The organism is Limnochordia bacterium (genome assembly GCA_023230925.1).
Lineage (GTDB): Bacteria > Bacillota > Limnochordia > DUMW01 > DUMW01 > JALNWK01.
Genome location: JALNWK010000015.1, coordinates 14,491 through 38,802 on the forward strand (window position 1 = coordinate 14,491; position 24,312 = coordinate 38,802).

Here is a 24,312-nt window from a genome sequence, read left to right on the forward strand (position 1 = left end):
CTTCAGCTCTCTCAAAGTTGTTCTTGGTTTTCAAGCCAAAGGATAGCCCCCCTTTACTCTATTACCATTGCAGTATCTAGCAATACCTCCGACCCTAATCTAACACTGCTAGTCTTTTTGCGGATCGCGTCTTTTCCTCTATCGCGGTCACCTGGGTTGGTGATTCGTGGGTTTGAAAATAATGGTCCTCGTATGCGGCGTGACTCAGGAAGTCCTAGGTGGCAGCGAACCTTCGTCCGTCCAACTTAAGCGCACTGTGTCAATAGGCCCATTGGGAATCCCAATGGGCCTATTAATTCGAGGAGATTAATTTACAATATCAATTCAGGGTCTTTGCTGCTACGCACAATCTCAACTTCAACGGAGCTCATTAAGCCTCCCACAGGCGGTTGTGGTTTGCGGACCCTCACCACTACACCATCTACACTCAAAGCTCCTAAGACCGTATCAGCGATAGACTCGGCCAGGGCCTCCAGAAGGTTATATTCCCCTTCTTCAACCAACTCCTTCACAATCGTGTAGATGTCGACGTAGTTGACGGATAACTCAGGATCATCGGTCCTTCCCGTGTTCTGTAGATCTAAATCGAGCTCTAGATCTACCTCCACCCTTTGCCCTAATTCCCTTTCTGCGGCAAAGGCTCCATGATAACCGTAGAAAACCATGTTGTTTAGCCTAATTCGATCGCTGGCCATACTACTCCTCCTTGAAGTGTAGTCGCAGCAGGACTAGTCTTCCCGAAATCCTGTCCCTTATGCTTTATTCTGCCTCAATTGCCGGAGAATGCTTCCTTTGAATCACTGGGGTTTGGTCTTTTGTTCCCCCACTAATCTTGGTAGCAGAGGGTTCCTGAACCGGGCTTGGTTGGGATTTGTCTTCGGGTATATTGGCACCATGCTCCATCGCCAATTCAAACTCCTGGCAATTTAGCGTCTCCCGTTCGAGCAATGCTTCCACAACATTATCCAGTTCCCGCTTGTGGGAGGTTAGAACCTCACCTGCGCGCTTATGGGCTCCTTCAACAAAACCTCTGACTTCCTGGTCAATTTGGGCTGCTACATTCTCACTGTAATCTCGGTCCCTGCCGAGATCCCGTCCAAGGAAAACCTGAGTCCCATCGGATCTACCAAAGGTTAGAGGACCAAGCTTCTCGCTCATACCCCATTCTGTCACCATTTTCCGGGCAAGTTTGGTACTCCGTTCAAGGTCATTCTGTGCGCCGGTGCTTACCTCACCATCAAAGGCGAGTTCTTCAGCGGCCCTTCCACCTAGTAATACCGCTAAGTCATCTAAGAGTTCCGACTTGGTAGTAACGTACCTTTCTTCCACCGGCAAGGTAGCCGTATGACCTCCAGTTCTCCCCCGCCCAATAATCGTGACTTTATACAGTGGATCGGCGTGGGGTAGACAATGGGCTAGCAACGCGTGACCAGCTTCGTGATAGGCAAAGACTAGCTTGTCCTTTTCACTGAGGACCCGTTTGCGATTCTCGGGACCCATCATCACTCGGTCCGTTGCCTCTTCGCATTCAGCCATGGTTACCTTCCGCAAACCCCGCCGGGCAGCAAGAATAGCGGCCTCGTTCATTAGGTTCTCCAGATCTGCCCCAGAAAAGTAGGGAGTGCGTTTAGCCAGCACCTTCAGATCGACATCCTCAGCCAGTGGTTTCCCGCGGGCATGAATTCTTAGAATCTCTTCTCTACCCCGGACATCAGGTACATCCGCTACCACCCGTCGATCAAATCGGCCTGGCCGCAGAAGTGCCGGATCGAGAACATCGGGACGGTTAGTTGCCGCCATAATGATAATCCCCGTATTGGACTCAAAACCATCCATTTCAACAAGGAGTTGGTTTAGTGTTTGCTCTCTTTCATCGTGGCCTCCGCCAAGACCCGCGCCTCGCTGTCTTCCCACAGCATCAAGCTCATCAATGAAAACGATGCAGGGACTATTTTTCTTAGCGGTATCAAATAGGTCTCGTACACGGGAGGCTCCGACACCAACGAACATCTCCACAAAGTCTGATCCACTAATACTAAAGAAGGGAACCCCAGCCTCACCAGCTACAGCTCTAGCTAGAAGCGTTTTACCCGTGCCGGGAGGACCAACAAGTAGCACCCCTTTGGGAATTTTGGCGCCCAAATCCACGAATTTCTTGGGTTGCCTTAAGAATTCGACAATTTCCAGTAGTTCTTGTTTGGCTTCATCCAAGCCAGCAACATCATTAAATGTCACCCGGCTTTTCTCTTCGGAATACATCTTAGCGCGACTCTTCCCAAAGGACATGGCCTTGTTACCGCTGCCTTGCATCTGATTAATCAGAAACAGCCACAACACCACAACGACTACGATGGTGAATACCGTTGGGAGAAACGACCACCACCAGGCCCGGTCCTTCTCCGCTTCAGCACTGACGGATATTCCTAATTCATATAATCTGTCGGCCAGATTTAGGGTGCCGTAGGGAATCTCCGCATAGATAACAGAGCCATCATGTAATTTCCCTTCTATGCGCTGCCCACCAATCATTCTCGCCGACTCTAATTGTCCTCTGTTAGCGTAGTCCATAAATTCTGTATAGACTACCTCTCGGGGACTAGCACTATCCCGGTAGAACATATTCACCATAAAAACAGCTACAATTGCAATTAAGAGGTAGACACTCAAACCTCTTAGAAACCTGTTCAAAAAATACCCTCCTTTCGGTGTTGACACCGGAACAAATGGGTAATGGAGGAGCTCATAAGCATAGTTCTCCTTATTCTTTGACATTATACCATAGGGGTTAGGTGATTACAATTGAAAATCGTGGACTTAAGCGCCCCATATCAGGGCTACACTAGTTGATGAAAGATCAGTGTTTACGCTGGCGTGGGGCCCCGCAAGAATAGTCTAGCATGAAACTGGGATGATTCATATACTTTGCCCCGTGTTTTCTAGTTGAAGTCTGAGAACTTTCGAGGTCCCCTTAGTTATTTTCACTCGCTCTGCAATGGTAAACCCCGGTATCCATACAACGCCCCGTTCATCACAGACTAGGGGAACTACATCACGCAGACTAAGGGGAATCTTTGCGTCAATGAAGATATCCTTAAGTTTTCGAGTACCAGGGTTGCCCAGAAGCTGCGCCCGGTCACCTTCTTTCCTTCCTCTTACAAGCAGCGAACCGTGACAACGATCAAGATCAATATGTTCCATAAGATGCACATGATCGCATTTGCCAAGGAGATAAGAAACTAGTGCCTCTCGGCTACCTTCTTTGGCGAGGCGAAGATCAGCGGGAAACTCATCCAGTATCGTCGCTGACACCTTCAGTCTAACGTCATCTAGGCGACACTCACCGGGGCAGTGAAGCAGGCAACTATGGATCGTCCTCTTCTTGCCGATACCCTGTCCTCTAGATAACCTAAGCCAAGCATCACTTGTTTGAACTCTACACCCGTTTGGCCAATCGATTCGTGTATCCTCACTTAAGTGCATGAGTAAATCCTCAACATGCTCAAAGGTCAATCCCCTTGTGTATCCTGTGAGTTCCCGGTATGCCTTACGAAGAAGCCTCCTTTGTACTGCTATGGGTAAATCCCGAAACTTGGCCATTGGAAAGGAGATCCTATTGCGATCCACAATCGCAAGCTGGCGGTAATACCGCGTCATCAAAGCGGCCATCACTGCTTCCTCGTGGTAGGTGATGCTAGCTAATTGGGCAAGGGAATGCGTGATCCTTGGATTGTACCCTTTTAACAGGGGCAAGAGTTCAAGGCGAATCTTATTCCTTAAGTAGATAGGTTGTCGATTCGTAGCATCTTCGTAATATGAGAGATTCCTCTCCGCGGCATAGGACAGAATATCCTCTCGGGTACAGTCGATAAGCGGACGAATATACTCGCCCCGTACCGGAGGGATTCCCGCGATACCTAAAGACCCAGTACCTCTTAAAAGGTTGATCAACACCGTTTCTGCTTGATCATCGGCATGATGTCCTAGAGCCACCCTTTGGGCATTAACCCCATTTAAGAGTTCTTTGAAAAAACCATACCGGGCTCTTCGTCCAGCTTGCTCGATGGATTGTTTCGCCGTCGCAGCAAGGTGCGCCACGTCCACTTCCCGATAGCTAAAGGGAATGCCATACTGTACAGCAAGTCTGCGCACATAGGCGCATTCCTCCCCGGCTTCCTCCCGCAGAAGATGATTGAGATGGGCCACATGTAAATCGAGGTTCCATCTATCTTTGAGGCGAACCAAAATATCCAGTAGGACCACCGAATCAGGACCGCCGGACACGGCTACGATGACTCGATCGTTAGGCTGCAACATATGATAACGCGAGATTGTTTGATCCACCTGTCGCACTAAGTCCATAGGGCACCTCAATGTCATATCCTAAGTTGATTATAGCATATCCAAAGAAGGAGTCACCGCTATTGACCCAGCCGGACATACAGAGGAATATCTTCACTAGGTAAATGATGTTTCGGCGTACATCGGGTAATCCTACTCACTACTATGGTCACATCGTCAGGTAGTTCCTCACCGACAATCTTCCTGATTTCCTCCAGGACTTTTCTTGCAATCTTGCCTGGGTCATTGGTCTTGATGTGGGCTAAGAGTTCCGCCACCCATTGTTCGGATGCAGCGATGTCATTTTGCGGATCGATTACACCATCGGTGATCATTACAAGAATATCACCATGCTCTAGTGTTCGAGTTTGACTGTGAATCTCTATATCGGGGAAGATACCAACAGGTAACGAGTTCGCACGGACTATTTCCACCTCGTCTTTTCTGACAATGAAACTTGGAGTAGAACCAATCTTAATAAACTCAGCCTGCCCTGTATACATATCAATTAGGGCAAGATCTATAGTGGCAAAGGTCTCTTTTGCGGATCGCAATAATAACACCGAGTTTACTGTCTGCAAAGCGAACTCCTTGTCGAACCCGTTTTCGAGCATTTTCCCCAACATATTTATAGTAGCCTTACTCTCCTTAGCAGCCTCAGGACCAATTCCCATTCCATCGCTGACCAGAAGGGCTATCTGACCATTGGGCAATGACAGCTTTGTCCATTCATCACCACTGACCGTATCCTTAGGAACATTTACAGCGATGGTCTCCAGACTGAATTCCCTGACAGGCAAAAATGTACATCGACATCTTGCCTCATTCACACAGCCCCGCTGCCAAACAGCATAGGATTCACCGGTAATCTGATTGATTAGGCCCGGGATCCTGTTGCTGCACAGATTCTGCCCATGGCAAAGTCTTTCTCGCTCCAAAGTGATCCTTCGTACTCCCCCTTCGTCGGTGACTAATACCTCAGTGGGAAGCAGACCGTGTAGGGTAAGTTGCTCCTTGAGGACCCTTTGAATGCCCATATCTGTACAGGCTCCTACCTCGAATTGTGCCGCCACTTCTTTAATGATACTGGATACACCAATAAGCTGCCTGCGCACAATCCCTCTGCTTTCGTTAACCCGCTGACCCCAGTAGTTGCTGATCCGGAGTCTTTCGACGGCTTCTTTTAGGGTGGAAGTAAGTTTGTGCGAATGGAGACAACACTTCTGTAGCCGCGGCGGCAGATCCCGAAAGGTGAAGTCATTCCTATTTTCAAAAGACGCTAGTAGCTCCACAAAGTCCCAGTAGGTTTGATAGAAGTTGGTCTCCCAGCAGTTGCGATAGCTAACACAAGAACAACAGGCCTTCTCCGAAATGTATTCACAGATCCTATTGAGTTTTGATTGCCTACTTTGCTCACTATCCCCATCGTCGGTAAAAGTAGAAGCAAGTTCCTCAAAGACCCGGGACATTCCAGACAGCTTATCGGTGAAACACTCCTTCAAAGCCAAGGTAGCCTCTGTAACGTTAACTTGCTGGTACTGAACAGGAAGAAAGCGTTGCATGCTATCTAAAGCCTTCCTGGGAATGAGGAGGAAAATGAGGCCAGCAATCAGACTGGCTGCCATTTCATCAATTAGAAGTGGAGCCAAGCAAAGATAGAGAATAGCTTGGCTTGTCAAAAACCCGAATACCATCCATCCCCGGGCTTTGTGTCGAAAAAGGCCAGCAATTGTCCCCGGAAAACCCAACGAACCGAGCAACAGGGTTGGAGTTGACAGTGGCAACATCAATCCAATTCCCACCGTCGTACCAAGTGCCGCGGCAGAGCCGGCTCCCCCAACGTAGGCAGCGGTCAAAATTGCTAAACCACTGATGACATAGACAATCTGAAACCCAAGGACCCGTACAGTACCGATGCCAATAATGGCTCCTAATCCGACTAGTGAAAGGCTAATAAACTCCTTGGAGGAAAAAGGTAGGGACTTACTCTTCAAGACTCCTACACCCGGAGCAAACAGTACACAACAAACCCCGGCCAGAGAGCCATAGATACTGATCGAAAGTAATACATAAGGTGGAGCACCGTTGGCCAGTGCCGGGATCCCTTTAAAGAGAATCGCTAGCACTGCAACACAGAAGGCATACTGCCCAATCTTCCCTTCCCAAGTCGCCTTAAGGACAACAACGCAAACCCATAGAAGGATCAACAAAACCAAGTACATGGGCATCAACATAGGCTCGATAAAAGCCAACACCCCCGCCACCCAACACATTATCCCCAGATTCAGAAGCGGATCCCGGAGCAGAAGACACGCCGCGGCAAAGCCAATCCCTAAAGGACGTAACCCGGGCATCAACTCTACTTGGGTTAGCAGAGCAACAAGAAGATAATAAGGCAACTTATCAAGGGCAAACAAAGCAGCGACGATCATTCTAATGTTTTTGGCAGCACTTGTATCCTGATATCTACGGGTGTTGCTTCGAGCTTGACGTTTATTACCGAGGGGAATACAATACGAACTGGCGTCGGATTGGTCGATCATCTTCAACATCCTTTCGATCCTTTGACTGTACGGACAAGCTACCAAGTTTAACCTTAACATAGGCACTGTCAATATGTTTGTCGACATGTGCCAGATATGATTCCCCATAATCCGACATTGATCCACCACGTTCATAACAACGTCAAACTTTGAAGGATTTTGGGGTTCTTTAGACCTTCACGGTCCCTCCCGGACTGTAGTCATTTACCACACTTGTTGGGTGAAGACTACCCTCTTCTCCAATGTTTCGCAACTTTGCACGGCACTTTTACTTTCCTTAGGCACAAGTTTGTCATCGCGCCTTGGTGGATTCATTACCTCTTTATCGCGGATGGAATGGCCGTCTCCTTCCCATTAACCTCCATATGCGGCAATCGGTATGAATTTCGATCTGTTTTGGAGGATTCCGTACTGCTTTCAAAGAAAATAAGAAGCACAACATCGAAACAAGAGAAACAACCATGCTACTATTCTGAACAAATATTCTTTTTTGTCTGGGGTTTGTTGGGAGGAGCAGAATATAGAAGGATTACGGCGCAAGCTGTAGAATACTGTATAATAACCAAATTGGGGTTAGCCCAAGAAAACCTTACAGGAGGTATTTATATGCGAAAGCTACAAGTATTGCTACTTACAGCGGTGGCAGTCCTTGTGCTGTTAGCTGTACCAGCACTGGCTGCCGTCGAGTATTCGACCAAAGGCCCAAATGCAGACGAAATCTACTTCATCATTATTACAGAAGATGAAGCCAGATTAAGGGCACTGCAGCTTGGGGAAATTCACATTTACCCAGGTCTCACAACACCAGAGACTATCGACACAATCTATGCAGATCTGAATATGGACATTACCTTTGATCTAGGATTTCACATGTTCTATACTGCACTAAACATGCGCAAGAAACCTCTAGATGACAAGGTAGTTCGACAAGCCTTGGCCCATGTGGTGGCCCGGGACAGGATCATCAACACCTTGTTTGCCGGATACATGCTGCCCTTAGAGAGCTTTGTACCCCAGTCCTCTCCTTTCCATCACGATGATGTAAAACACTATGAATATAGTCCGAGGAAGGCTGCGGCCATGTTGGATGCTGCCGGATATACGATGGGACCAGGGGGCATCCGGATCGATCCAGCGACCAATAAACCAATGGAAGAAATCGAGTTTCTTACGCCAACCTTTGAAATTGCTCCTTCCTCCGCTCAGATCGGTCAGCTGATCTGTGATGAGGCTAGAGCAATCGGTATCCCGGCAAAACACGTTCCTTTGGATTTCAACATTATGCTAGATCGACTGGATATTTTCGATTTTGACGCTTACTGCCTAGCCTGGGGACTAGACCGGGATCCGACTTTTCTATATCACTTCTTCCACTCCTCTATGGATGTAAAGAGTGGCAACAATACGCCTGGAATTAGGGATCCAGAACTTGATCAGCTGCTAGACACTCTCTATTACGCGGCAACCTATGATGAGGCTATGGAAGCGTCCAAGGAAGCTCAGGAGATGCTGTCCGACTTGTTACCCTATATCACACTTTATTCCCGTCCTTACATCGATGCCTTCCGCACCGATAAGGTTAAGGGCTACGTACCGATGTTAGGTTATGGTGCTGCTAACTATAGTAATAACTGGACTACGCTGAATATAGCTCCGGTAACTGATCAACCGATTCGTTGGTTACTACCAGAGGATGTCAAAACTCTAAACCCCACCGTCGCAAATAGCGCCTATGATTGGGAGATTCTAGGACGTACCACCGACAGTCTTATGGCCGTTGATCCCGAGACTATGGAAGATATCCCCTGGGTAGCGACTGGCTGGGAGATTGAAACCTGGAAACCAAATAGAGCTGAACTAGATCCTGAGTGTTTTGCTAACGTAGATGACGAGGCTACTAAAATTACCTTCCATCTACGGGACGATGTGAAGTTTAACGATGGTATGCCCTTTACCGCCAAAGACGTTAAGTTCTCCATCGACTACTACATTAAGCATAAGCTACAGGAACAGTACCAATATTTGGTAGACGTAGTTAAGGTTGAGACTCCCGATGACTATACGGTAGTAGTGTACATGTCCACTCTAAGTTACTGGCATCTTGGCAATTTGAACCGGTATTGGCTACCTGAACACATTTGGAAGAACGTTGAGGATCCAGAGCACTTCCAACCGTGGCTAGAGCCCCATCCAACTGTAGAAGGATTAACACAGCTTGTGGGTATCGGACCTTTCATGCTTGAATCCTTTGAGCCTGGTCAGTACATCCACATGGTGAGGAATCCATACTACTGGGCTGCTCAATAACAAAGACAGAAAAGGGGCCCGCGGGCCCCTTTTCCCTGCTGGAAGGTGGATTCACGTGCATTTTATACGATACATTCTAAAACGTCTGGTATATGCGGCAATCATTCTGTTCTTCATTCTGTCCTTCAATTTTTTGATCTTCCGCGTGATGCCGGGAAATCCGGTGGGGACCTTACAGTCACCCAACATGACACCGGAAATGAAACAGCTAGTCGCAGAACAGTACGGATTGGACAAACCCCTAAAGGATCAGTATTTTATCTACATCAAGAATCTGCTTAAGTTCGAGTTTGGTTATTCGTTCCAAACCCGTCGCCCTGTCAAAGACGAAATTCTTGAGCGACTTCCAAATACCTTATTGCTTTTAGGAACATCAACCCTTCTTTCTATGATTCTCGGCATACTAATGGGGATCTTTGCCGCAGCCCGCCGGGGTTCAGTTGCAGAGCATTTAACCATCGGGTCAGGCCTATTGGCTTACTCGGTCCCTACTTTTTTCTTACAGCTTTTGCTACTGTTGGCCTTTGCCTTTTTCTGGCCGATCTTTCCGATCAGGGGTACCATGAGTATACCTCCACCCACTGGCTTTTTCCCGCTGCTTGTAGACAGACTGCACCATCTTGCTCTTCCTGCGCTTAGCTTGACGATTATCGGAGCAGGATCGTGGGCTTTGTATACAAGAAACGCCATGAGTGATGCGTTATGCCAAGACTATATTCTTACTGCAAAAGCCAAAGGTCTTGCGCCTAGAAGGATATTATATCACCACGCCTTTCGTAGTATCTTGCCGCCTATTGTTACACTTTTCTTCTTGTCCTTACCCGGTATCATCGGCGGTGCAGTTGTAACCGAGTCAATTTTCTCTTGGCCCGGGGTCGGCAGATACTTGCTTTCGGCCACACTAGAAGCAAACTACCCCGCGGCACAAGGTGCTTTCTATCTTATTGCCCTTGCAACATTGATCTCCAACCTTGTGGCTGATTTAGCGTATGGTCTTGTAGATCCCCGCATTAGGGTCGGACAGGGGGGTCATTGATGACATTTCGTTCCTTTGCTAAACAATATCGCCAAAGCCGTCCAGGAATGGTTGGACTTGGTATTTTACTGTTTTTTGTTGTGATCGCCATATTTGCACCATTGCTTACTAGTTATGATCCACTAAAAGATATGAATCTAGCAAATAGGATGGCCATGCCCGCATGGTTTCGCATCTTTCCTAAATATCGTGATGCCCTGCAGGGAACAGCCTTTCATATTACGGCTGATGAATGGGATGTAAAGACTATAGAAGGGGAAATAGAAACCGCGTTTAGTGAACAGGAGGGAGATGACTACCTGCAGCTAAATTTCCCAGAAGGTGCAGGGAAAGTCTTGTTAACCCATACTTTTGGGTACCCTTCTGATACCGCAACCGTCTTTGAAATTGGCCTAATCTATGGTATTTCCCAGTTGGACTCGGGCAATGCTGCCCTCTCTTTTTCCATTGTTGATCCTAACGGCAAAACGTATTCCCCGTGGAAATCGCAGAATCATCGGTCCACCATGGAAGTGCGGAAATTTAGCATTGATTCTAGAGATATGCGGGTGAAAACAGCCTTAGGCTTAGGACCCTTTGGCGATGCAGCAAAAACCGTCTTCACATCAAGTGGAGAGTATAGTCTGAATATATTGATGGAGAAAACTCCAGAAAGTGGCCCGGTTACCATTGATCTTGGTAAGATGACCTTTGTGGTCCCCGGTGAGGTACACGGAGTATTGGGAGTTGATCATCTAGGTTGTGATCTGTGGAGCCAGTTGGCCTACGGTACCCGCTTTGCCCTTTTGATCGGTCTTTCCGCTGCATTTATCGCGGTAGTAGTTGGGACAACCATTGGGATTATTAGCGGATATGTAGGCGGGTTCATCGACGAGATCCTGATGAGACTGGCTGATATCATGCTCAGTGTTCCCCTGTTACCGATTTTGATTATCCTGGCCGCCTTCTTTGGCAAAAGCATCTGGAATACAGTAATCTTGATTGCTGTATTTGCATGGATGGGTACAGCCCGGATGGTTCGTTCCCAAACCCTTAGTCTGCGAGAGCAAACCTTCGTCGAAGCAGCCCGGGCTGCCGGAGCGTCCCAAACGTATATCATGTGGCATCATATTATGCCTAACGTACTGCCCCTGGTATTTGCATCTTTGGTACTGTTAATTCCAAGTGCCATTCTCTTCGAGTCTACTCTCAGTTTCTTAGGCTTTGGAGATCCTAGCACGCCAACCTGGGGAAATATGCTCCAAAACGCTCAGAACTTCGGCGCCTTTACTCGTCTAGCCTGGTGGTGGATACTTCCACCGGGGCTTGCCATTACACTATTGGCTATGGCCTTTGTCCTTATTGGCAATACCCTCAATGAAATTCTAGACCCCAGGCATCAAGAGAGGTGATTTGACGATGGCACTGCTTGAAGTAAATGACTTGAAAATGCACTACGATACCCGCCAGGGTGTTGTTAAAGCGATAGACGGCCTCACGTTTAGCCTTCCCGTACAGGGAACCTTAGGCATTGCCGGGGAGTCTGGATGTGGCAAGAGTAGCCTAGGGCTTAGTATTCTGCGGCTTCTGCCCCCTAATGCTCGCTTTGTAAGCGGTTCGATTCGATTTGATGGCCAGGAACTACTGGAGATGCCCGAGCCTGAGTTGCGCACCCAAATACGCTGGAAGCGCATCTCCATGGTGTTCCAAGGGGCAATGAATGCCCTAAACCCCGTATTAAAGGTTGGTGACCAAATTAGTGAAGCCATTATCCACACCGAGGGAGCACCGCCAAAGGAAGCCCACGATAGAACCATTGAGCTTCTTGAAATGGTTGGGATCAGCGCCAAAAGGGCTAGGGAATATCCCCATGAATTTAGTGGCGGCATGAAGCAACGGGCTGTAATTGCTATGGCCCTGGCCTGTCGACCGGATCTGATTATTGCTGATGAGCCCACCACTGCGTTGGACACATTGGTACGGGCCCAGGTAATGCAGACGTTAATCGATCTGCGAACAAGGTTTTCTCTGGCCATGATTCTCATCTCTCATGATTTGCCCATTATCGCTAAGACCTGTGACCAAGTAATGATCATGTATGCGGGCAAGATCATGGAAACCGGTGATACGGTATCTGTTTTCACCAAGCCACTACATCCGTATACCCAGGGTCTGATCACGGCTGTGCCCCACATTCGGGCGGAGCAAACAACAATTAAAGCTATCCCGGGGCATCCCCCAGATCTGCTGAACCCTCCATCGGGTTGTGTGTTCCATCCTCGATGTCCACTGGCGGATGATGAGTGTAGGAAGACGGTTCCCACACTGCGGTCCTTTGGCAAGCAAATGGTAGCATGCCATCAGCTAACCCCAAAGACAGCTGCGGAGGTGGTTTAAATGCAGGCCAAACCTATTATTGAAGCCAATCAGCTAATGAAACATTTTCCCGGTCGCGGCGGACAGGCACTACAGCGGAAAATGGTTAGAGCCGTGGATAATATTGATCTGCAAATTTTCCCCGGTGAAATTGTGGGGTTAGTCGGTGAGTCCGGCTGTGGTAAGACGACTACCGGACGATTACTACTCCGTTTGATTGAACCCACCAGTGGGGAGGTATTGTATAAGGGCGAAGACATTACGGGGCTACGGGGAAAAGACCTAAAGCTGATGCGCCGGAAACTGCAGATCATCTTTCAGGATCCCTATACGTCTTTAAATCCTCGGATGACCATTTCTCAGATCATAACCGAACCATTGAAAATTCAGGGGTTAATAGATAGCAGCGCCAATGCTACCAAGACAGTTACCTCTGTGCTAAAAGAAGTAGGGCTGACTCCGACGGATCAGTATTTATATCGCTATCCCCACGAGCTATCTGGCGGCCAGCGCCAAAGGGTGGCTATTGCCCGAGCTTTGGTGGTAAACCCCGACTTTATTGTGGCCGATGAACCGGTCTCAATGCTGGATATCTCCATCCGGGGTGGTATCCTAAATCTAATGCTAGACCTATCTAGGAAAAGGAATGTTTCCTTTTTATACATTACCCATGATCTAGCTACAGCTCGTCATATCTGTGACCGAATTGCCGTGATGTATTTAGGGCAGATAGTGGAACACGCCTCGGCGGATCTGCTAATTAATGATTCACTGCATCCTTATACTAAAGCATTAATCAACGCGGTCTTAGACCCTGACCCAACTGACCGGGAGATTCGGATTGACCTAGCCGGGGAAGTCCCTGATGCTACAAACCCACCGGCGGGCTGCCGCCTGCATCCAAGATGTCCCCATGCGACGGAACGATGTCACAGTGAAATTCCGCCTCTTAGGGAAGCAAAACCCGGACATTGGGTAGCATGTCACCTTGCTTGATTAATAGCTAACTCACTTGGTCTTTTAAGGATAGCGTAGTAGGCTTGGCTCTGCTGCGCTATCTCTTTTCGTTTTTTTCCAGGCTCTTGATGCTAAACGCTACTCTATTGCTCCTACGAACTTTTTGCGTTTACTTATTGACATCCCTTAGCAAACGTGATACCTTGTACATAGGAATGTTAGGTGTGCCTTACTTTCGAGTTAGGCGAAGGCCAAGGCATTCTAATTCCTCAAGGATTTGGTTCCTTAGCCAAGACTCTAAATGAGGTGACCGACAATGCCAGGCCCCATTTCGCCGTCATTAGAAGATTACCTAGAAGCTATTCTTGCGGTGGCGGATCCAAAGGAAGGAGCACGCACCACAGACATAGCGGCTAAACTACAAGTGTCTAAAGCAAGCGTCAACCAGGCGATGAGTCTATTGGCAAACCACGGTCTAGTGCAACAGGAGAAATACGGACCGGTTTACCTCACGAAGCAAGGACATACCAAGGCCTGTCTTGTCTATCGTCGTCATCAGGCGATTAAATCCTTTCTAGTGGCGGTACTCGGTGTGAGTGAAGATACCGCTGAAGAAGACGCATGCAAGATTGAGCATGTACTTAGTAAAGAAAGTATGGATTGCCTTTTGGATTTCATGGAAAGAAAGGACAACGACAGCTAGTACTGTCAGCGATAGCTGTTATTCTATACTGTATGAACGCCAATGTGCGTGAAAGGAGGTGTGGCGACTACCTCGCTTTGAGGTTTTGATCGCCAAGACACAATGAGTAAAAATCTTCCTACATCTTTAGATACACTCAGCCCCGGAAGTGGTGGTACTATTTCTACCCTCACCTGTTGTGGGCCCTTGCGGCGAAAGCTCATGGATATGGGGCTTACTCCCGGGACACAGGTAGTCGTTGAAGGAGTTGCTCCCCTCAAGGATCCGATTATTGTCTGTGCAAGGGGATGTCGCTTGGGGCTACGCAAAGAGGAAGCAGCTTCCATTGTAGTTACGGACCAGTCGCTGGTTTATCCCGACAGGGGTTGTGGAAGAAGGCATCGTTTCAGAGGGGCCCATCGAAGAGGAGGCAAGTGGTCCTCCTAAGTACCTCTTTTTTTTGCCCGATAAGTTAGGCCCGATTAACTTTCGTTCTGACAAGGAGGATTAATGAATCATGGAAAAGGTGAGTCACAAACCGGTAATCGCCATTGCGGGTAACCCAAATTCGGGGAAGACAGCCCTATTTAATGCGATCACAGGGGCAAGGCAGCATGTAGGCAACTGGCCCGGTGTAACTGTAGAAAAGAAGGTCGGAACTATCATAAAGGATAATGTTCCCTTAGCTATTGTGGACCTGCCGGGGGCCTATTCCTTCAGTTCCCACGCCTTGGATGAGACCATTGCACGAGATTTCATCCTCTGGGAGCACCCCGATGCAGTTATCAACGTGGTAGATGCCACCAACCTGGAGAGAAATCTTTATCTCACTCTTCAAATGTTAGAAATGGGTGCACCCTTAGTGATCGCGCTGAACATGTTCGATGAAGCTGAGAGCCTGGGTTTGCACATTGACCCGGACAAGCTCTCTAAGTCTCTCGGCGTCAAGGTCATACCCACCGTTGCCGTTCAGAAAAAAGGCGTCGCCCCGTTAATCTCATCAGTGCTTACGTTAGTAAACAGTAACACACCGGCTACAAAGGCACTGGAGATAGAGTATGATCCTGCTATAGAGAAGGAAATCTCAGCCCTAGAAGAACTACTATCGAAGCTAGTAGAAGAGAAGGTCAACTCATCTTTGCGTTGGCTGGCTATCAAGCTTTTGGAGAATGACCCGAGTATACAGCAGAAACTAACGGCAGAGGTGATTACCCATTTACATGAGCCGGTTCAGCAAGCTCAAACCCGCATATACGAAAAATCCGGTAGCGAGGCTGTCGATCTTATTTCGGAGAAGCGTTATCAGCTGGCAGCAAGTATTGCCAAAGATGTGACAGGGACACCCCAGGACCTGGAACACCCTTCTTATCGGATTGATCGAGTTGCGCTTCATCCCTGGCTTGCCTACCCGATCTTTTTCGGCATAATCTGGTTGATGTTTCAGGCGACTTTTACTTTGAGCGCACCAATTGCTGACTGGTTGGAGGGATGCATGGATACCCTCGGGCAATGGGCCTTTAGTGGCCTATCCGCGATCAATGCTCCCGGGATACTCATTAATTTCATTGTGGATGGTGTCATTGCAGGTCTGGGCGCCCTGTTTACCTTTGCGCCACCGATCTTCTTTTTGTTCTTAATCATCTCACTCCTCGAAGATGTTGGCTATATGGCAAGAGCCGCAGTACTATCTGATAGGTTGATGCGAGCAGTGGGACTACATGGTAAGGCGTTCATTCCTATGATCCTGGGCTTTGGATGCAATGTCACCGGTATTCTGGCTACACGCAGCCTAGATAATCCCAAGGATCGCTTAGTTTCGATCTTGGTTAATCCTCTCATTTCCTGTTCCGCCCGTCTGCCGGTCTACGTGTTGTTTGCCACCGCGTTCTTCCCCCGCCGGCAAGGGCTTGTTGTGTTCTCCTTATACGCCTTAGGAATTGTTCTGGCCGCGGGCATGGCCAAGCTACTTAGCTTTTTTATTAAGTCCGACGGTTCTTCGACCTTTGTTATTGAGCTTCCACCCTATCGGTTACCCAGAATGTCAGGTGTGTTGATTCAAACCTGGGAAAGGGGAAAACAGTTCCTCCAAAAGGCGGGGACGGTGATTTTTCTCTCGGTGGTTATCGTCTGGGTACTATCCAACCTACCTCCACAGGTAACACCCGGTGGCCCAGACTCAGCTATTGGTAGAATTGGTGGCATAATAGCTCCCATTCTGCGACCAGCAGGCTTCGGCACTTGGCAGGCAGCGACAGCCCTTCTGTTTGGCGCCATTGCCAAAGAGCTTATTGTGGGCACACTAGGAGTATTGTATGGTGCTAGTGGAACAGGGCTTGTTGGCGCCATTCAGGCCAATTGGACACCCCTGTCCGCCTATGCCTTCCTAGTAATGTCCCTAGTTTATGTTCCCTGCGTTGCCACCATCAGTGCCATCCGGCAGGAGACTGGCTCCCGTTTCTGGACCGCATTTGCAGTTATATACACCCTGGTATTGGGCTGGTTGTTGGCTGTCTTGGTTTATCAAATTGGTGGGCTGTTCGGGTTTGCGTAGGTATATGAAGGGGAGCTATGCTTAGCACAGCTCCCCTTTCATCTTAAGCTTTAAGCTGCTCTTGTAGAAAGCCTACTGCCTTGCGAATGTCGGCTTCAGGATTACTGCCAACTTCCCGCTCAATGGTCAAATAACCAGTAAAGCCTGTCTCACTTAGCGCCTTTAGGTAAGCAGGAAAGTCTACCTGACCCTCACCTAACGGTGTCTCTAGGAAGTAGTCTTCCAAGCGTAAATCCTCGATACCGCCCTCGGCAAAGTGATGGTAAATCACCCGGGGCTCCGTCTGCTTTTTCATAATGCCATCCTTGGCATGGGTATGAACAATGTAGTCCTGTAATGTGTAAACAGCTTTGACCGGATCATCCCCTGTGACCATCACAAGATTAGCCGGATCAAGATTGACAGCAATACCCTTACCAGGAATCGCGTCGAGGAACTTCTTCAGCGTTGTTGCCTTTTCAGGACCAGTCTCAATCGCAAAGTGTGCCCCAATGGAGTTAGCGTATTCCGCCAACTCACTACATGCTAGATGCAGAACCTGCCACGTAGCATCATTCTCGTTATCTGGGATCACACCCACATGGGTGGTAACGACATTAGTACCCAATTCTACTGCTAGGTCCATAATCCGTTTTGAACGTTCAATCTTCTTTGGGTTGTCCGCTTCCCGGGCAAACCCGTGTCCACCTAAGTCACCACATATTGCAGAGATCTCCAACCCTAGGTCGGCTACATAGTTACGTAGTTCCTTTCTTGCCTTGGCGGACATGTTTTCCGGTGCCATTTCCCCCGAGACAGCATACATCTGCACCCCTGCCGCGCCGACCTCCTTGGCCTTACGTAGACCGTCTTTTACACCCAATCGAAATGAATCTACGATTACCCCTATTTTCAACTGGAACGCCTCCTCTGGTTACACCTTGGCAAGAGCCCATCTTCCCAGTCTGCTCCTTTATTGTATCATAAAGGAAGTCCTACATGGAAACTGGTTTTCCTGTCTTGACAGACTCAATAGCAGCCAACACAACCCCTAGGCTACGGCGCGCCTGTTGTGGAGGTACCATCTCAATGGGAAGATCCTGGGCAACACAGTCGAGGAAGTACTCAATCTCGATTTCGTAGGCGTCCCTGCCATCTACAGGGATTACTTCAACCTCTTGACCGGGACGGTATACCTTAATTGCCCGCGTCACTTCATCCCGGGCCTCGATATTAACGCCAGCCCGCGCGGAGAACTCCAGACATCCCTTTTCGCAATAAATGGTCATCTCTGTGGTAAAGGGATAGCCTGTAGGCATTAACCAGCCACCGCCAATAGAGACATTGGCGCCATTCTTGTATCTCACTGAGGTGTCAATGAGGCCAACACCCTTTTCATCCTCTACACCCACGGCAGAGACCTGCTCCGGATCGCCAAAAAGCCAAGTCACATAGTCTACATCGTGGATATGCATATCCAAAGCGCCACCACCACTTAGCTTGGGATCAAGGAGCCAGTGATTCCAACTGTACATCGGGGTCTGGGAGAAGCGACAACCCGTTGCAAATAGCGGCTTTCCGAGGCTACCCTCTTGGATCAGTTCATACATTTTGTTATACTCGGGCCAAAACCGCACAACCTGGGCCACCATTAACTTAACCCCGGCTTTTTCAGCGGCTTCGATCATGGCGTCAGCTTCCTCTAGACTCACAGCCATGGGCTTTTCACATAGTACATGCAGTCCCCGCTCACAGGCAGCAACGGTATGTTCCGCATGTAGAAAAGTAGGTAAGCAAACATCAACTATATCCACATCGGCTTCGTTAATCAGCGACATGGCATCGTTATATACCTTGGCGCCAAAACCCTTAGCAATCTTCTCTGCCTTCTCGGGGACTACGTCGGCTACAGCCACCACCTGAGCCTTATCCTGTAAGTTCTTGTATCCACTCGCATGAGTGGATGCGATCATCCCTGCTCCTAGAATACCAACCTTTAACATTCTCAACGTCCTCCCTTATAATTGAAAAATCTTATTCATGGCCGCGCATGCATCATGGGCTAGTTGTCCGCCATCATATTTATAGGGCGGTAAGACCTCTGCTGTTACGTAGCCGGTATAACCGATGTCCTTTAAGGCTTTCATCACCTCAGGCCACGGCACATCTCCTTCGAGGAGATTGACAAATCCATCGGCATTACCAATAGATTTGCGATAGTCTTTAATGTGCACCCGTTTGATCCGGTCCCCTAGTATCCTGATCCAATCCTGGGGATATCCAGCGAATAGAACGTTGCCCGCATCAAAATAGGCTCCTACGTAAGGACTGTCTATTTCATCAATAAACCGGGCCATCTCCAGAGGACTTAGAAGAAACTTGTTCCATACATTTTCCAAACCAATGCTTACCTTGAAATCCTCAGCGACCGGCGCCAGCTCCTTAAGAGCTGCTAGGGATCTCTCATACACGACATCGTAAGGTACTACTTCGCTGGCCGGATTGAAAAATACATCAACAGCACCGGGCACCACCAGTATGCAGTCTGTCCCAAGCCAATGCGCTGCCTGGAGCATCCCCTTGACAATGTCCTTCGCCTTTTGCCGCGTGGTGGCATCATCCGAAGTTAGGGAATAGGTCCAGAACAATCCGCTGGCTAAGGAAGCTATTTCAAGGCCTGCCTTCTCAACAGTCTCTTTGACTTGTAGAGCATCCTTCTCGGTGCCTTTCAGCGAAAGGGGACCCACTTCATTAAAGGAAAGCTCAATGGCATCATATCCGGCATCCTTCGTCGTCTGGCAGATCTGCTCCAAGGTCCAATCTTCCGGGAACATCCAAATACTGATACTTTTCTTCATAACTGTCTCCTCCTTAAAGATGATTAAATGACTCCCACAAAAATGCTGCAGCAGCACCCATCACAGAATGGTACTTCCCAAAACTAGCTGGTACAATTCTCACATTGCGCACGTTGTTTTTCATTACATGGGGCAGGGTCGCTTCATGTAGAACCTCAATAAACTCAGGACCAATTGGGTCTAGTTCCCCGGCAACAAAGATCATTTCCGGGTCAAGCAGGTTTACGGCATAGCCGATAGCTTTGCCAATGTACTCCGCGCCTTCTCGCAGTACCTGCCATGCACCCTCGTCCGCCGCGGTTAAGGCCTCAACATATAGATCAATGAATCGCTCGGGAAGGGGTTGCCCCTGCCACCAATATCGGGCCATGACACCCAGACTGGCCACTACCTCCAGACAGCCTCTCTGGCCACACTGACACTGGTTCCCCTGCTCCTTAACCGTAATATGGCCCAACTCCCCGGCCATCCAGCCAGAGCCCCTTAGGGGTCTCCCATTTAGCCACAACCCTGCCCCAATACCTTCTCCCACCAATACATACATTGCATCATCAACATTGCCACCGTCACCAAACCATAGTTCCCCAAACAAACCGGCTAGACAGTCCCTCTCGGCGACCACGGGCAGCCCAAACTCATGTTCTAAGATTCCCGCAAGAGGCACCCGTTCCCAGCCCAGGGCAAAGGAAACCAGAATCTCTTTGTTAGTATAGTCAAACAGGCCTGGGATACTTAGGCCAATTCCCAGAAGCTGATCAGTGGTCACACCCTCCTCTTCAATCGCCTTTTTAAGATAGTCGATGACTTCCTGAAGCAAGACAGAACTCCCGTTTCGCTGCCACAGGACCTCTTTGTAGGACCTAACCTCGGCATCCAAGCCCACAATAGCCACGGCCATCCCTTGGCCATTTAGGTGAGCAGCGACAACGTATCTGTCCTTTCGGACCTGCAGGAGCGCCGGCCGTCTACCACCGCTGGAGGCCTCAAACCCTTCCTCGATAACCAGTCCAAGTTCATAAAGATCGTTTACAATCTTTCCAACAGCTGCCCGGGTTAATCCGGTGCGCTTAGCCAGATCCGGGCGTGTTAGAGGACCGTATCGGCGAATTTCTTCCATAATTACCTTACGATTGTGCGATCCGACCGATTCAGTTCGCTGTCCCTTAGTTTTTTCCATCCTTAAGCCCACCCATCTTTGCAAACAACCTTTACGAAGTACCTATTCTACAATGGACTACCATTTACCTGCTAGACTGCACAAAATATTTTCTGGGACTAGAACAGAGTGTTAGTGACCATTGGAAATCTTTAGATCAAGGCTAATATCTAAGGCACAGACTGAATGGGTTAGGGCCCCCACAGAGATCACATCAACCCCCGTGGCCGCGATATCCACGATGTTCTGTTCATTGACACTGCCTGAAGCCTCAACGATCGCCCGTCCATCAATTAGCTTGACCATATCCTTCATGAGAGGCGGTGACATATTATCCAGCATGATGATATCCGCGCCGGCAGCCAGTGCTTCCGTGACCTGCTCAGGTTGTTTTGTTTCCACTTCTATCTTGGCGGTAAATGGGACCTTTCCCCGAACGGCCCGAACCGCCTCGGTGATGCTCCCCGCAGCTACAATATGATTATCTTTGATCATCACCGCATCATCCAAGCCCAACCGATGATTTCCTCCCCCACCAACCCGTACCGCATACTTCTGCAACAGCCGCAATCCTGGAAGGGTCTTGCGCGTTTCCACCAAATGACAGGGATAATCTGCGATGAGAGCCTTCAACCGAGCTGTCTGGCTACTGATCCCCGATAGGTGCTGGATGAAATTCAGCACAACCCGCTCCCCCATTAAGATTGCCCAGGCCGGTCCTTGGATCTGTGAAATCACATCGCCCTGGGTTATGGACTGCCCATCTACAACCAGATTCTTGACTTGTATCGTTGGGGTGAGGGTGGAAAACACCGTTTGGGGAATCACTTCACCGCAAAAGACACCATCATCCTTTGCCCATAGAATGGCGGTACCCCACGCATCTGGAGCTACTATCGACTCGGTGGTAATGTCTCCCCTTCCTATATCTTCCCGTAGGGCACTGTCCACTAAGGGTTTGATCTTGTACATTAACGCTCCTTCTAACAACGTAGGCAATCCCCTTTCTTACCCAACATCGGTGAACACCGGTGCTTCTAGACCTTTTTGTAAAATAATATGCTTGCGCCACACATCCTGCGCCTGTGGCGTATCTGTCCGAAAATGGGCGCCCCGACTCTCTGTCCGGGTGAGGGCTGCTTTGGTAATTAGCTTGCCCATCAGTAATATGTTTCGAAGCTCTAGGGCCTCTTTGTACCAGACCCCTTGGGTTACTTCTTCGACTTGGGAAGTCAGGTCACCAAGGGTTATTTCAGCTTTTGCCAGGGATTTGTTACACCGGACAATGCCCACTAGATCCCATAGGGTCTTCTGAATTCTCTCCTTTAGAGTCCTTAAAACCTCACCGTCGATGGATCGTGTACCGGACAATGTTGTAAGAGAGCGGGCAAACTCATTACTTAAGCAGGGCAGGGGATTACTTGATCCATAACTTACTGCTGCCTCGGCAGCTCTTCTGCCAAAGACTACCGTCTCCAACAGTGAATTGCTGGCCAAGCGGTTGGCACCGTGGACACCGGTACAGGCCACCTCACCACAGGCGAAAAGTGCTGGAATTGACGTTGCTCCTGCCAAATCCGTCTGGACACCACCCATGATGTAATGGGCGGCCGGCGATACGGGAATGTAATCCTTGTCCATAGAAAGACCCCGTTCCTGGCAACGAGCCCAGATGGTAGGAAACCTCCTCTGCAGTTGGTCCGCTCCCAGGCTTGTGGCATCGAGGTACACATGGGACGCTTTGGTCTTCTCCATTTCCCACCAGATGGCCTGGGCCACAACATCTCGAGGAGCCAGATCTGCTAGAGGATGACGTTCCCTCATGAAGGGTTCACCGTGTATGTTTCGCAGAATAGCACCTTCGCCCCGAACCGCTTCGGACACCAAAAACCGTGGGTGATCGGCTGTGGCTAACAGCACCGTTGGATGAAACTGGATAAACTCCATATCTTTCAGCTTAGCCCCCGCCCGATAGGCCAAGGCCATACCATCACCAGTTGCCGCTTCGGGATTGGATGTTTCAGAGTAAACCCGGCCGGCACCACCCGAGGCCAAAATGACAGCTCGAGCAAGGAATACTTCCAGCTGGTGATTGGGATTAACAACTAGAGCCCCTTGACAACGTCCCTTTTCAACTAAGAGTTCGGCTACATTGTGATACTCCTTGATGGCGATACTCGAGTGGCTTTTCGTTAACAGGGCCAGCCTCTCACTGATCGCTTTCCCAGTGGAATCACCCAATGCGTGGAGGATTCGCCCCCTACTATGAGCTGCCTCTCTAGTTAAGGCGATATGCCCATCCACCCGATCAAATTCCACACCCCACTCAATAAGCTCCCTGACTCGCTTTGGTCCTTCTTCAACCAGTACCCTTACTGCGGCCTCATCGCACAACCCAGCCCCAGCCCGTAGAGTGTCTTGCTCATGTAATTCGGGAGAGTCAGGCTTGGCTAAAGCCGCGGCCATGCCCCCTTGGGCGAAGTAACTGTTGCTGTCTTCTAGGCTGCACTTGGTCAGTAATACCACTTTGCCATGTTCTGCAAGGTTAAGGGCAGCAAAAAGGCCCGCGATACCGGAGCCAATAACCAAATAATCCGTATAATGGAACCCTTGAACCATTGGATTTCGCCTTCTCTGCTTAAATTGCCAACATTCTTTCCACTGCGGCCAACGCTTTGAGTCGAATCTCCTCGTCAACACGCACCTGAGGGGCATTGGATTCTAAGGCATCCAAAACCATCTGTATACTAGAGATCTTCTTCATATTAGGACATACAAGACCAGGACTTAGAATGAAGAATACCTTCCCCGGATTCTCCTTCATCAAGCGATGTAAAAGTCCCATCTCAGTACCAATGATGAACTTCTGAGCTGAGGAATTCTTGACATACCGTAGTATTCCCGTCGTACTGGCTACTTCGTCCGCTAAGTCCACTACCTCGGCCGGACACTCAGGATGTACGACTACCACGGCATCGGGATGGGCTTCCTTAGCCCGATGGACCTCTTCGGCCCGCACCCTGTGGTGTGTAATACAATAGCCATTCCAAGGAATAATCTCTTTTTCTGTGTGTCTTGCCACCCAGCTGGCCAGATTCTGATCGGGAACAAATAATACCCGGTCCTCTTTAAGGGAGTTAACTACATCAACGGCATTAGCTGAAGTACAGCAGATATCACTCTCGGCCTTAACTTCTGCTGATGAATTAACGTAGCAGACTACCGCTGCATCGGGATACTCTTTTTTCTTGGCCACCAAAGACTGGGCATCCGCCATCTCCGCCAAGGGACAGCCCGCATCCTTAGCCGGAAGCAGAACGGTCTTATCCGGATTGACAATAGCCGCTGTTTCCGCCATGAAATCTACTCCGCAGAACACGATAACATCGGCATCGTTTTGGCTTGCTAACCGAGCAAGCTCCAACGAATCCCCTGTTACATCTGCAATATCTTGGATTTCAGGGAGCTGGTAATTATGGGCGAGGATGATCGCATTTCGTTCTTTTTTCAGGCGCACAATTCGCTCCTCAATTGTAACTATGGATGACAT

General features: G+C 49.1%; 18 protein-coding genes and 1 pseudogene. 8 read left to right on the top strand and 11 right to left on the bottom strand.

Features of this window, described 5'->3' with window-relative positions; all coding sequences use genetic code 11:
• Window positions 1–311: 311 nt before the first annotated feature.
• The 4 genes from folB to spoIIE form a co-directional block, all read right to left on the bottom strand.
• Window positions 312–695 (bottom strand): dihydroneopterin aldolase, encoded by a 384-nt coding sequence (gene folB, locus M0Q40_05015; GenBank protein MCK9221973.1) that lies wholly within the window; start codon window positions 693–695, stop codon window positions 312–314.
• A gap of 64 nt (window positions 696–759) precedes the next feature.
• Window positions 760–2,688 (bottom strand): ATP-dependent zinc metalloprotease FtsH, encoded by a 1,929-nt coding sequence (gene ftsH / locus M0Q40_05020; GenBank protein MCK9221974.1) that lies wholly within the window; start codon window positions 2,686–2,688, stop codon window positions 760–762.
• 225 nt (window positions 2,689–2,913) lie between these two features.
• Window positions 2,914–4,359 carry a tRNA lysidine(34) synthetase TilS gene (gene tilS, locus M0Q40_05025; protein ID MCK9221975.1) on the bottom strand — a complete coding sequence of 482 codons (1,446 nt, stop codon included), beginning with the start codon at window positions 4,357–4,359 and terminating at the stop codon, window positions 2,914–2,916.
• 59 nt (window positions 4,360–4,418) lie between these two features.
• On the bottom strand, window positions 4,419–6,881 hold the full coding sequence (gene spoIIE, locus M0Q40_05030) for a stage II sporulation protein E (protein ID MCK9221976.1): 2,463 nt from the start codon (window positions 6,879–6,881) through the stop codon (window positions 4,419–4,421).
• A 606-nt stretch (window positions 6,882–7,487) separates the two neighbouring features.
• On the opposite strand from spoIIE, the gene M0Q40_05035 reads away from it, so the two are divergent.
• The 8 genes and pseudogenes from M0Q40_05035 (at window position 7,488) to feoB (ending at window position 16,769) form a co-directional block, all read left to right on the top strand.
• Window positions 7,488–9,188: an ABC transporter substrate-binding protein gene (locus M0Q40_05035; GenBank protein ID MCK9221977.1), complete on the top strand. Its 1,701-nt coding sequence runs from the start codon at window positions 7,488–7,490 to the stop codon at window positions 9,186–9,188.
• A gap of 55 nt (window positions 9,189–9,243) precedes the next feature.
• Entirely contained in the window at window positions 9,244–10,224 is a 981-nt protein-coding gene (locus tag M0Q40_05040) for an ABC transporter permease (GenBank protein MCK9221978.1), read from the top strand.
• Complete coding sequence (locus M0Q40_05045; GenBank protein MCK9221979.1) at window positions 10,224–11,615, top strand: ABC transporter permease; 1,392 nt, start codon at window positions 10,224–10,226, stop codon at window positions 11,613–11,615. The genes M0Q40_05040 and M0Q40_05045 overlap by 1 nt, the downstream gene beginning before the upstream one ends.
• A 7-nt stretch (window positions 11,616–11,622) precedes the next feature.
• Complete coding sequence (locus M0Q40_05050; protein ID MCK9221980.1) at window positions 11,623–12,600, top strand: ABC transporter ATP-binding protein; 978 nt, start codon at window positions 11,623–11,625, stop codon at window positions 12,598–12,600.
• Complete coding sequence (locus tag M0Q40_05055) at window positions 12,601–13,575, top strand: ABC transporter ATP-binding protein (protein MCK9221981.1); 975 nt, start codon at window positions 12,601–12,603, stop codon at window positions 13,573–13,575. It abuts the gene before it with no gap.
• A gap of 277 nt (window positions 13,576–13,852) precedes the next feature.
• Window positions 13,853–14,239, top strand: a complete 387-nt coding sequence (locus tag M0Q40_05060) for a metal-dependent transcriptional regulator (protein MCK9221982.1) — start codon at window positions 13,853–13,855, stop codon at window positions 14,237–14,239.
• Between the two features lie 102 nt (window positions 14,240–14,341).
• Window positions 14,342–14,557: pseudogene (locus tag M0Q40_05065) on the top strand (ferrous iron transport protein A).
• A 178-nt stretch (window positions 14,558–14,735) separates the two neighbouring features.
• Window positions 14,736–16,769, top strand: a complete 2,034-nt coding sequence (gene feoB / locus M0Q40_05070; protein ID MCK9221983.1) for a ferrous iron transport protein B — start codon at window positions 14,736–14,738, stop codon at window positions 16,767–16,769.
• A 43-nt stretch (window positions 16,770–16,812) separates the two neighbouring features.
• On the opposite strand, the gene M0Q40_05075 is transcribed toward feoB, so the two are convergent.
• The 7 genes from M0Q40_05075 to nadA all read right to left on the bottom strand — a co-directional run bounded on the left by M0Q40_05075 (window position 16,813) and on the right by nadA (window position 24,312).
• Entirely contained in the window at window positions 16,813–17,664 is an 852-nt protein-coding gene (locus M0Q40_05075; GenBank protein MCK9221984.1) for a sugar phosphate isomerase/epimerase, read from the bottom strand.
• A gap of 79 nt (window positions 17,665–17,743) precedes the next feature.
• Window positions 17,744–18,751, bottom strand: a complete 1,008-nt coding sequence (locus M0Q40_05080; protein MCK9221985.1) for a Gfo/Idh/MocA family oxidoreductase — start codon at window positions 18,749–18,751, stop codon at window positions 17,744–17,746.
• A 15-nt stretch (window positions 18,752–18,766) separates the two neighbouring features.
• Window positions 18,767–19,606 carry a sugar phosphate isomerase/epimerase gene (locus M0Q40_05085; GenBank protein ID MCK9221986.1) on the bottom strand — a complete coding sequence of 280 codons (840 nt, stop codon included), beginning with the start codon at window positions 19,604–19,606 and terminating at the stop codon, window positions 18,767–18,769.
• 13 nt (window positions 19,607–19,619) lie between these two features.
• On the bottom strand, window positions 19,620–20,783 hold the full coding sequence (locus tag M0Q40_05090) for an ROK family transcriptional regulator (protein ID MCK9221987.1): 1,164 nt from the start codon (window positions 20,781–20,783) through the stop codon (window positions 19,620–19,622).
• A gap of 111 nt (window positions 20,784–20,894) precedes the next feature.
• Window positions 20,895–21,734, bottom strand: a complete 840-nt coding sequence (gene nadC / locus M0Q40_05095) for a carboxylating nicotinate-nucleotide diphosphorylase (GenBank protein MCK9221988.1) — start codon at window positions 21,732–21,734, stop codon at window positions 20,895–20,897.
• Window positions 21,735–21,770: 36 nt separating this feature from the next.
• On the bottom strand, window positions 21,771–23,381 hold the full coding sequence (gene nadB / locus M0Q40_05100) for an L-aspartate oxidase (GenBank protein ID MCK9221989.1): 1,611 nt from the start codon (window positions 23,379–23,381) through the stop codon (window positions 21,771–21,773).
• Window positions 23,382–23,400: 19 nt separating this feature from the next.
• Window positions 23,401–24,312, bottom strand: coding sequence for a quinolinate synthase NadA (nadA, locus tag M0Q40_05105; GenBank protein ID MCK9221990.1), 912 nt, complete (start codon window positions 24,310–24,312; stop codon window positions 23,401–23,403).

What these genes read in the sequence shown, in the direction of transcription:
- folB (MCK9221973.1), bottom strand. Translation starts at nt 695, where the DNA reads ATGGCCAGCGATCGAATTAGGCTAAACAACATGGTTTTCTACGGTTAT.
- tilS (MCK9221975.1), bottom strand. Translation starts at nt 4,359, where the DNA reads ATGGACTTAGTGCGACAGGTGGATCAAACAATCTCGCGTTATCATATG.
- spoIIE (MCK9221976.1), bottom strand. Translation starts at nt 6,881, where the DNA reads ATGATCGACCAATCCGACGCCAGTTCGTATTGTATTCCCCTCGGTAAT.
- M0Q40_05035 (MCK9221977.1), top strand. Translation starts at nt 7,488, where the DNA reads ATGCGAAAGCTACAAGTATTGCTACTTACAGCGGTGGCAGTCCTTGTG.
- M0Q40_05045 (MCK9221979.1), top strand. Translation starts at nt 10,224, where the DNA reads ATGACATTTCGTTCCTTTGCTAAACAATATCGCCAAAGCCGTCCAGGA.
- M0Q40_05050 (MCK9221980.1), top strand. Translation starts at nt 11,623, where the DNA reads ATGGCACTGCTTGAAGTAAATGACTTGAAAATGCACTACGATACCCGC.
- M0Q40_05055 (MCK9221981.1), top strand. Translation starts at nt 12,601, where the DNA reads ATGCAGGCCAAACCTATTATTGAAGCCAATCAGCTAATGAAACATTTT.
- M0Q40_05060 (MCK9221982.1), top strand. Translation starts at nt 13,853, where the DNA reads ATGCCAGGCCCCATTTCGCCGTCATTAGAAGATTACCTAGAAGCTATT.
- feoB (MCK9221983.1), top strand. Translation starts at nt 14,736, where the DNA reads ATGGAAAAGGTGAGTCACAAACCGGTAATCGCCATTGCGGGTAACCCA.
- M0Q40_05080 (MCK9221985.1), bottom strand. Translation starts at nt 18,751, where the DNA reads ATGTTAAAGGTTGGTATTCTAGGAGCAGGGATGATCGCATCCACTCAT.
- M0Q40_05085 (MCK9221986.1), bottom strand. Translation starts at nt 19,606, where the DNA reads ATGAAGAAAAGTATCAGTATTTGGATGTTCCCGGAAGATTGGACCTTG.
- M0Q40_05090 (MCK9221987.1), bottom strand. Translation starts at nt 20,783, where the DNA reads ATGGAAAAAACTAAGGGACAGCGAACTGAATCGGTCGGATCGCACAAT.
- nadC (MCK9221988.1), bottom strand. Translation starts at nt 21,734, where the DNA reads ATGTACAAGATCAAACCCTTAGTGGACAGTGCCCTACGGGAAGATATA.
- nadB (MCK9221989.1), bottom strand. Translation starts at nt 23,381, where the DNA reads ATGGTTCAAGGGTTCCATTATACGGATTATTTGGTTATTGGCTCCGGT.
- nadA (MCK9221990.1), bottom strand. Translation starts at nt 24,312, where the DNA reads ATGTCATCCATAGTTACAATTGAGGAGCGAATTGTGCGCCTGAAAAAA.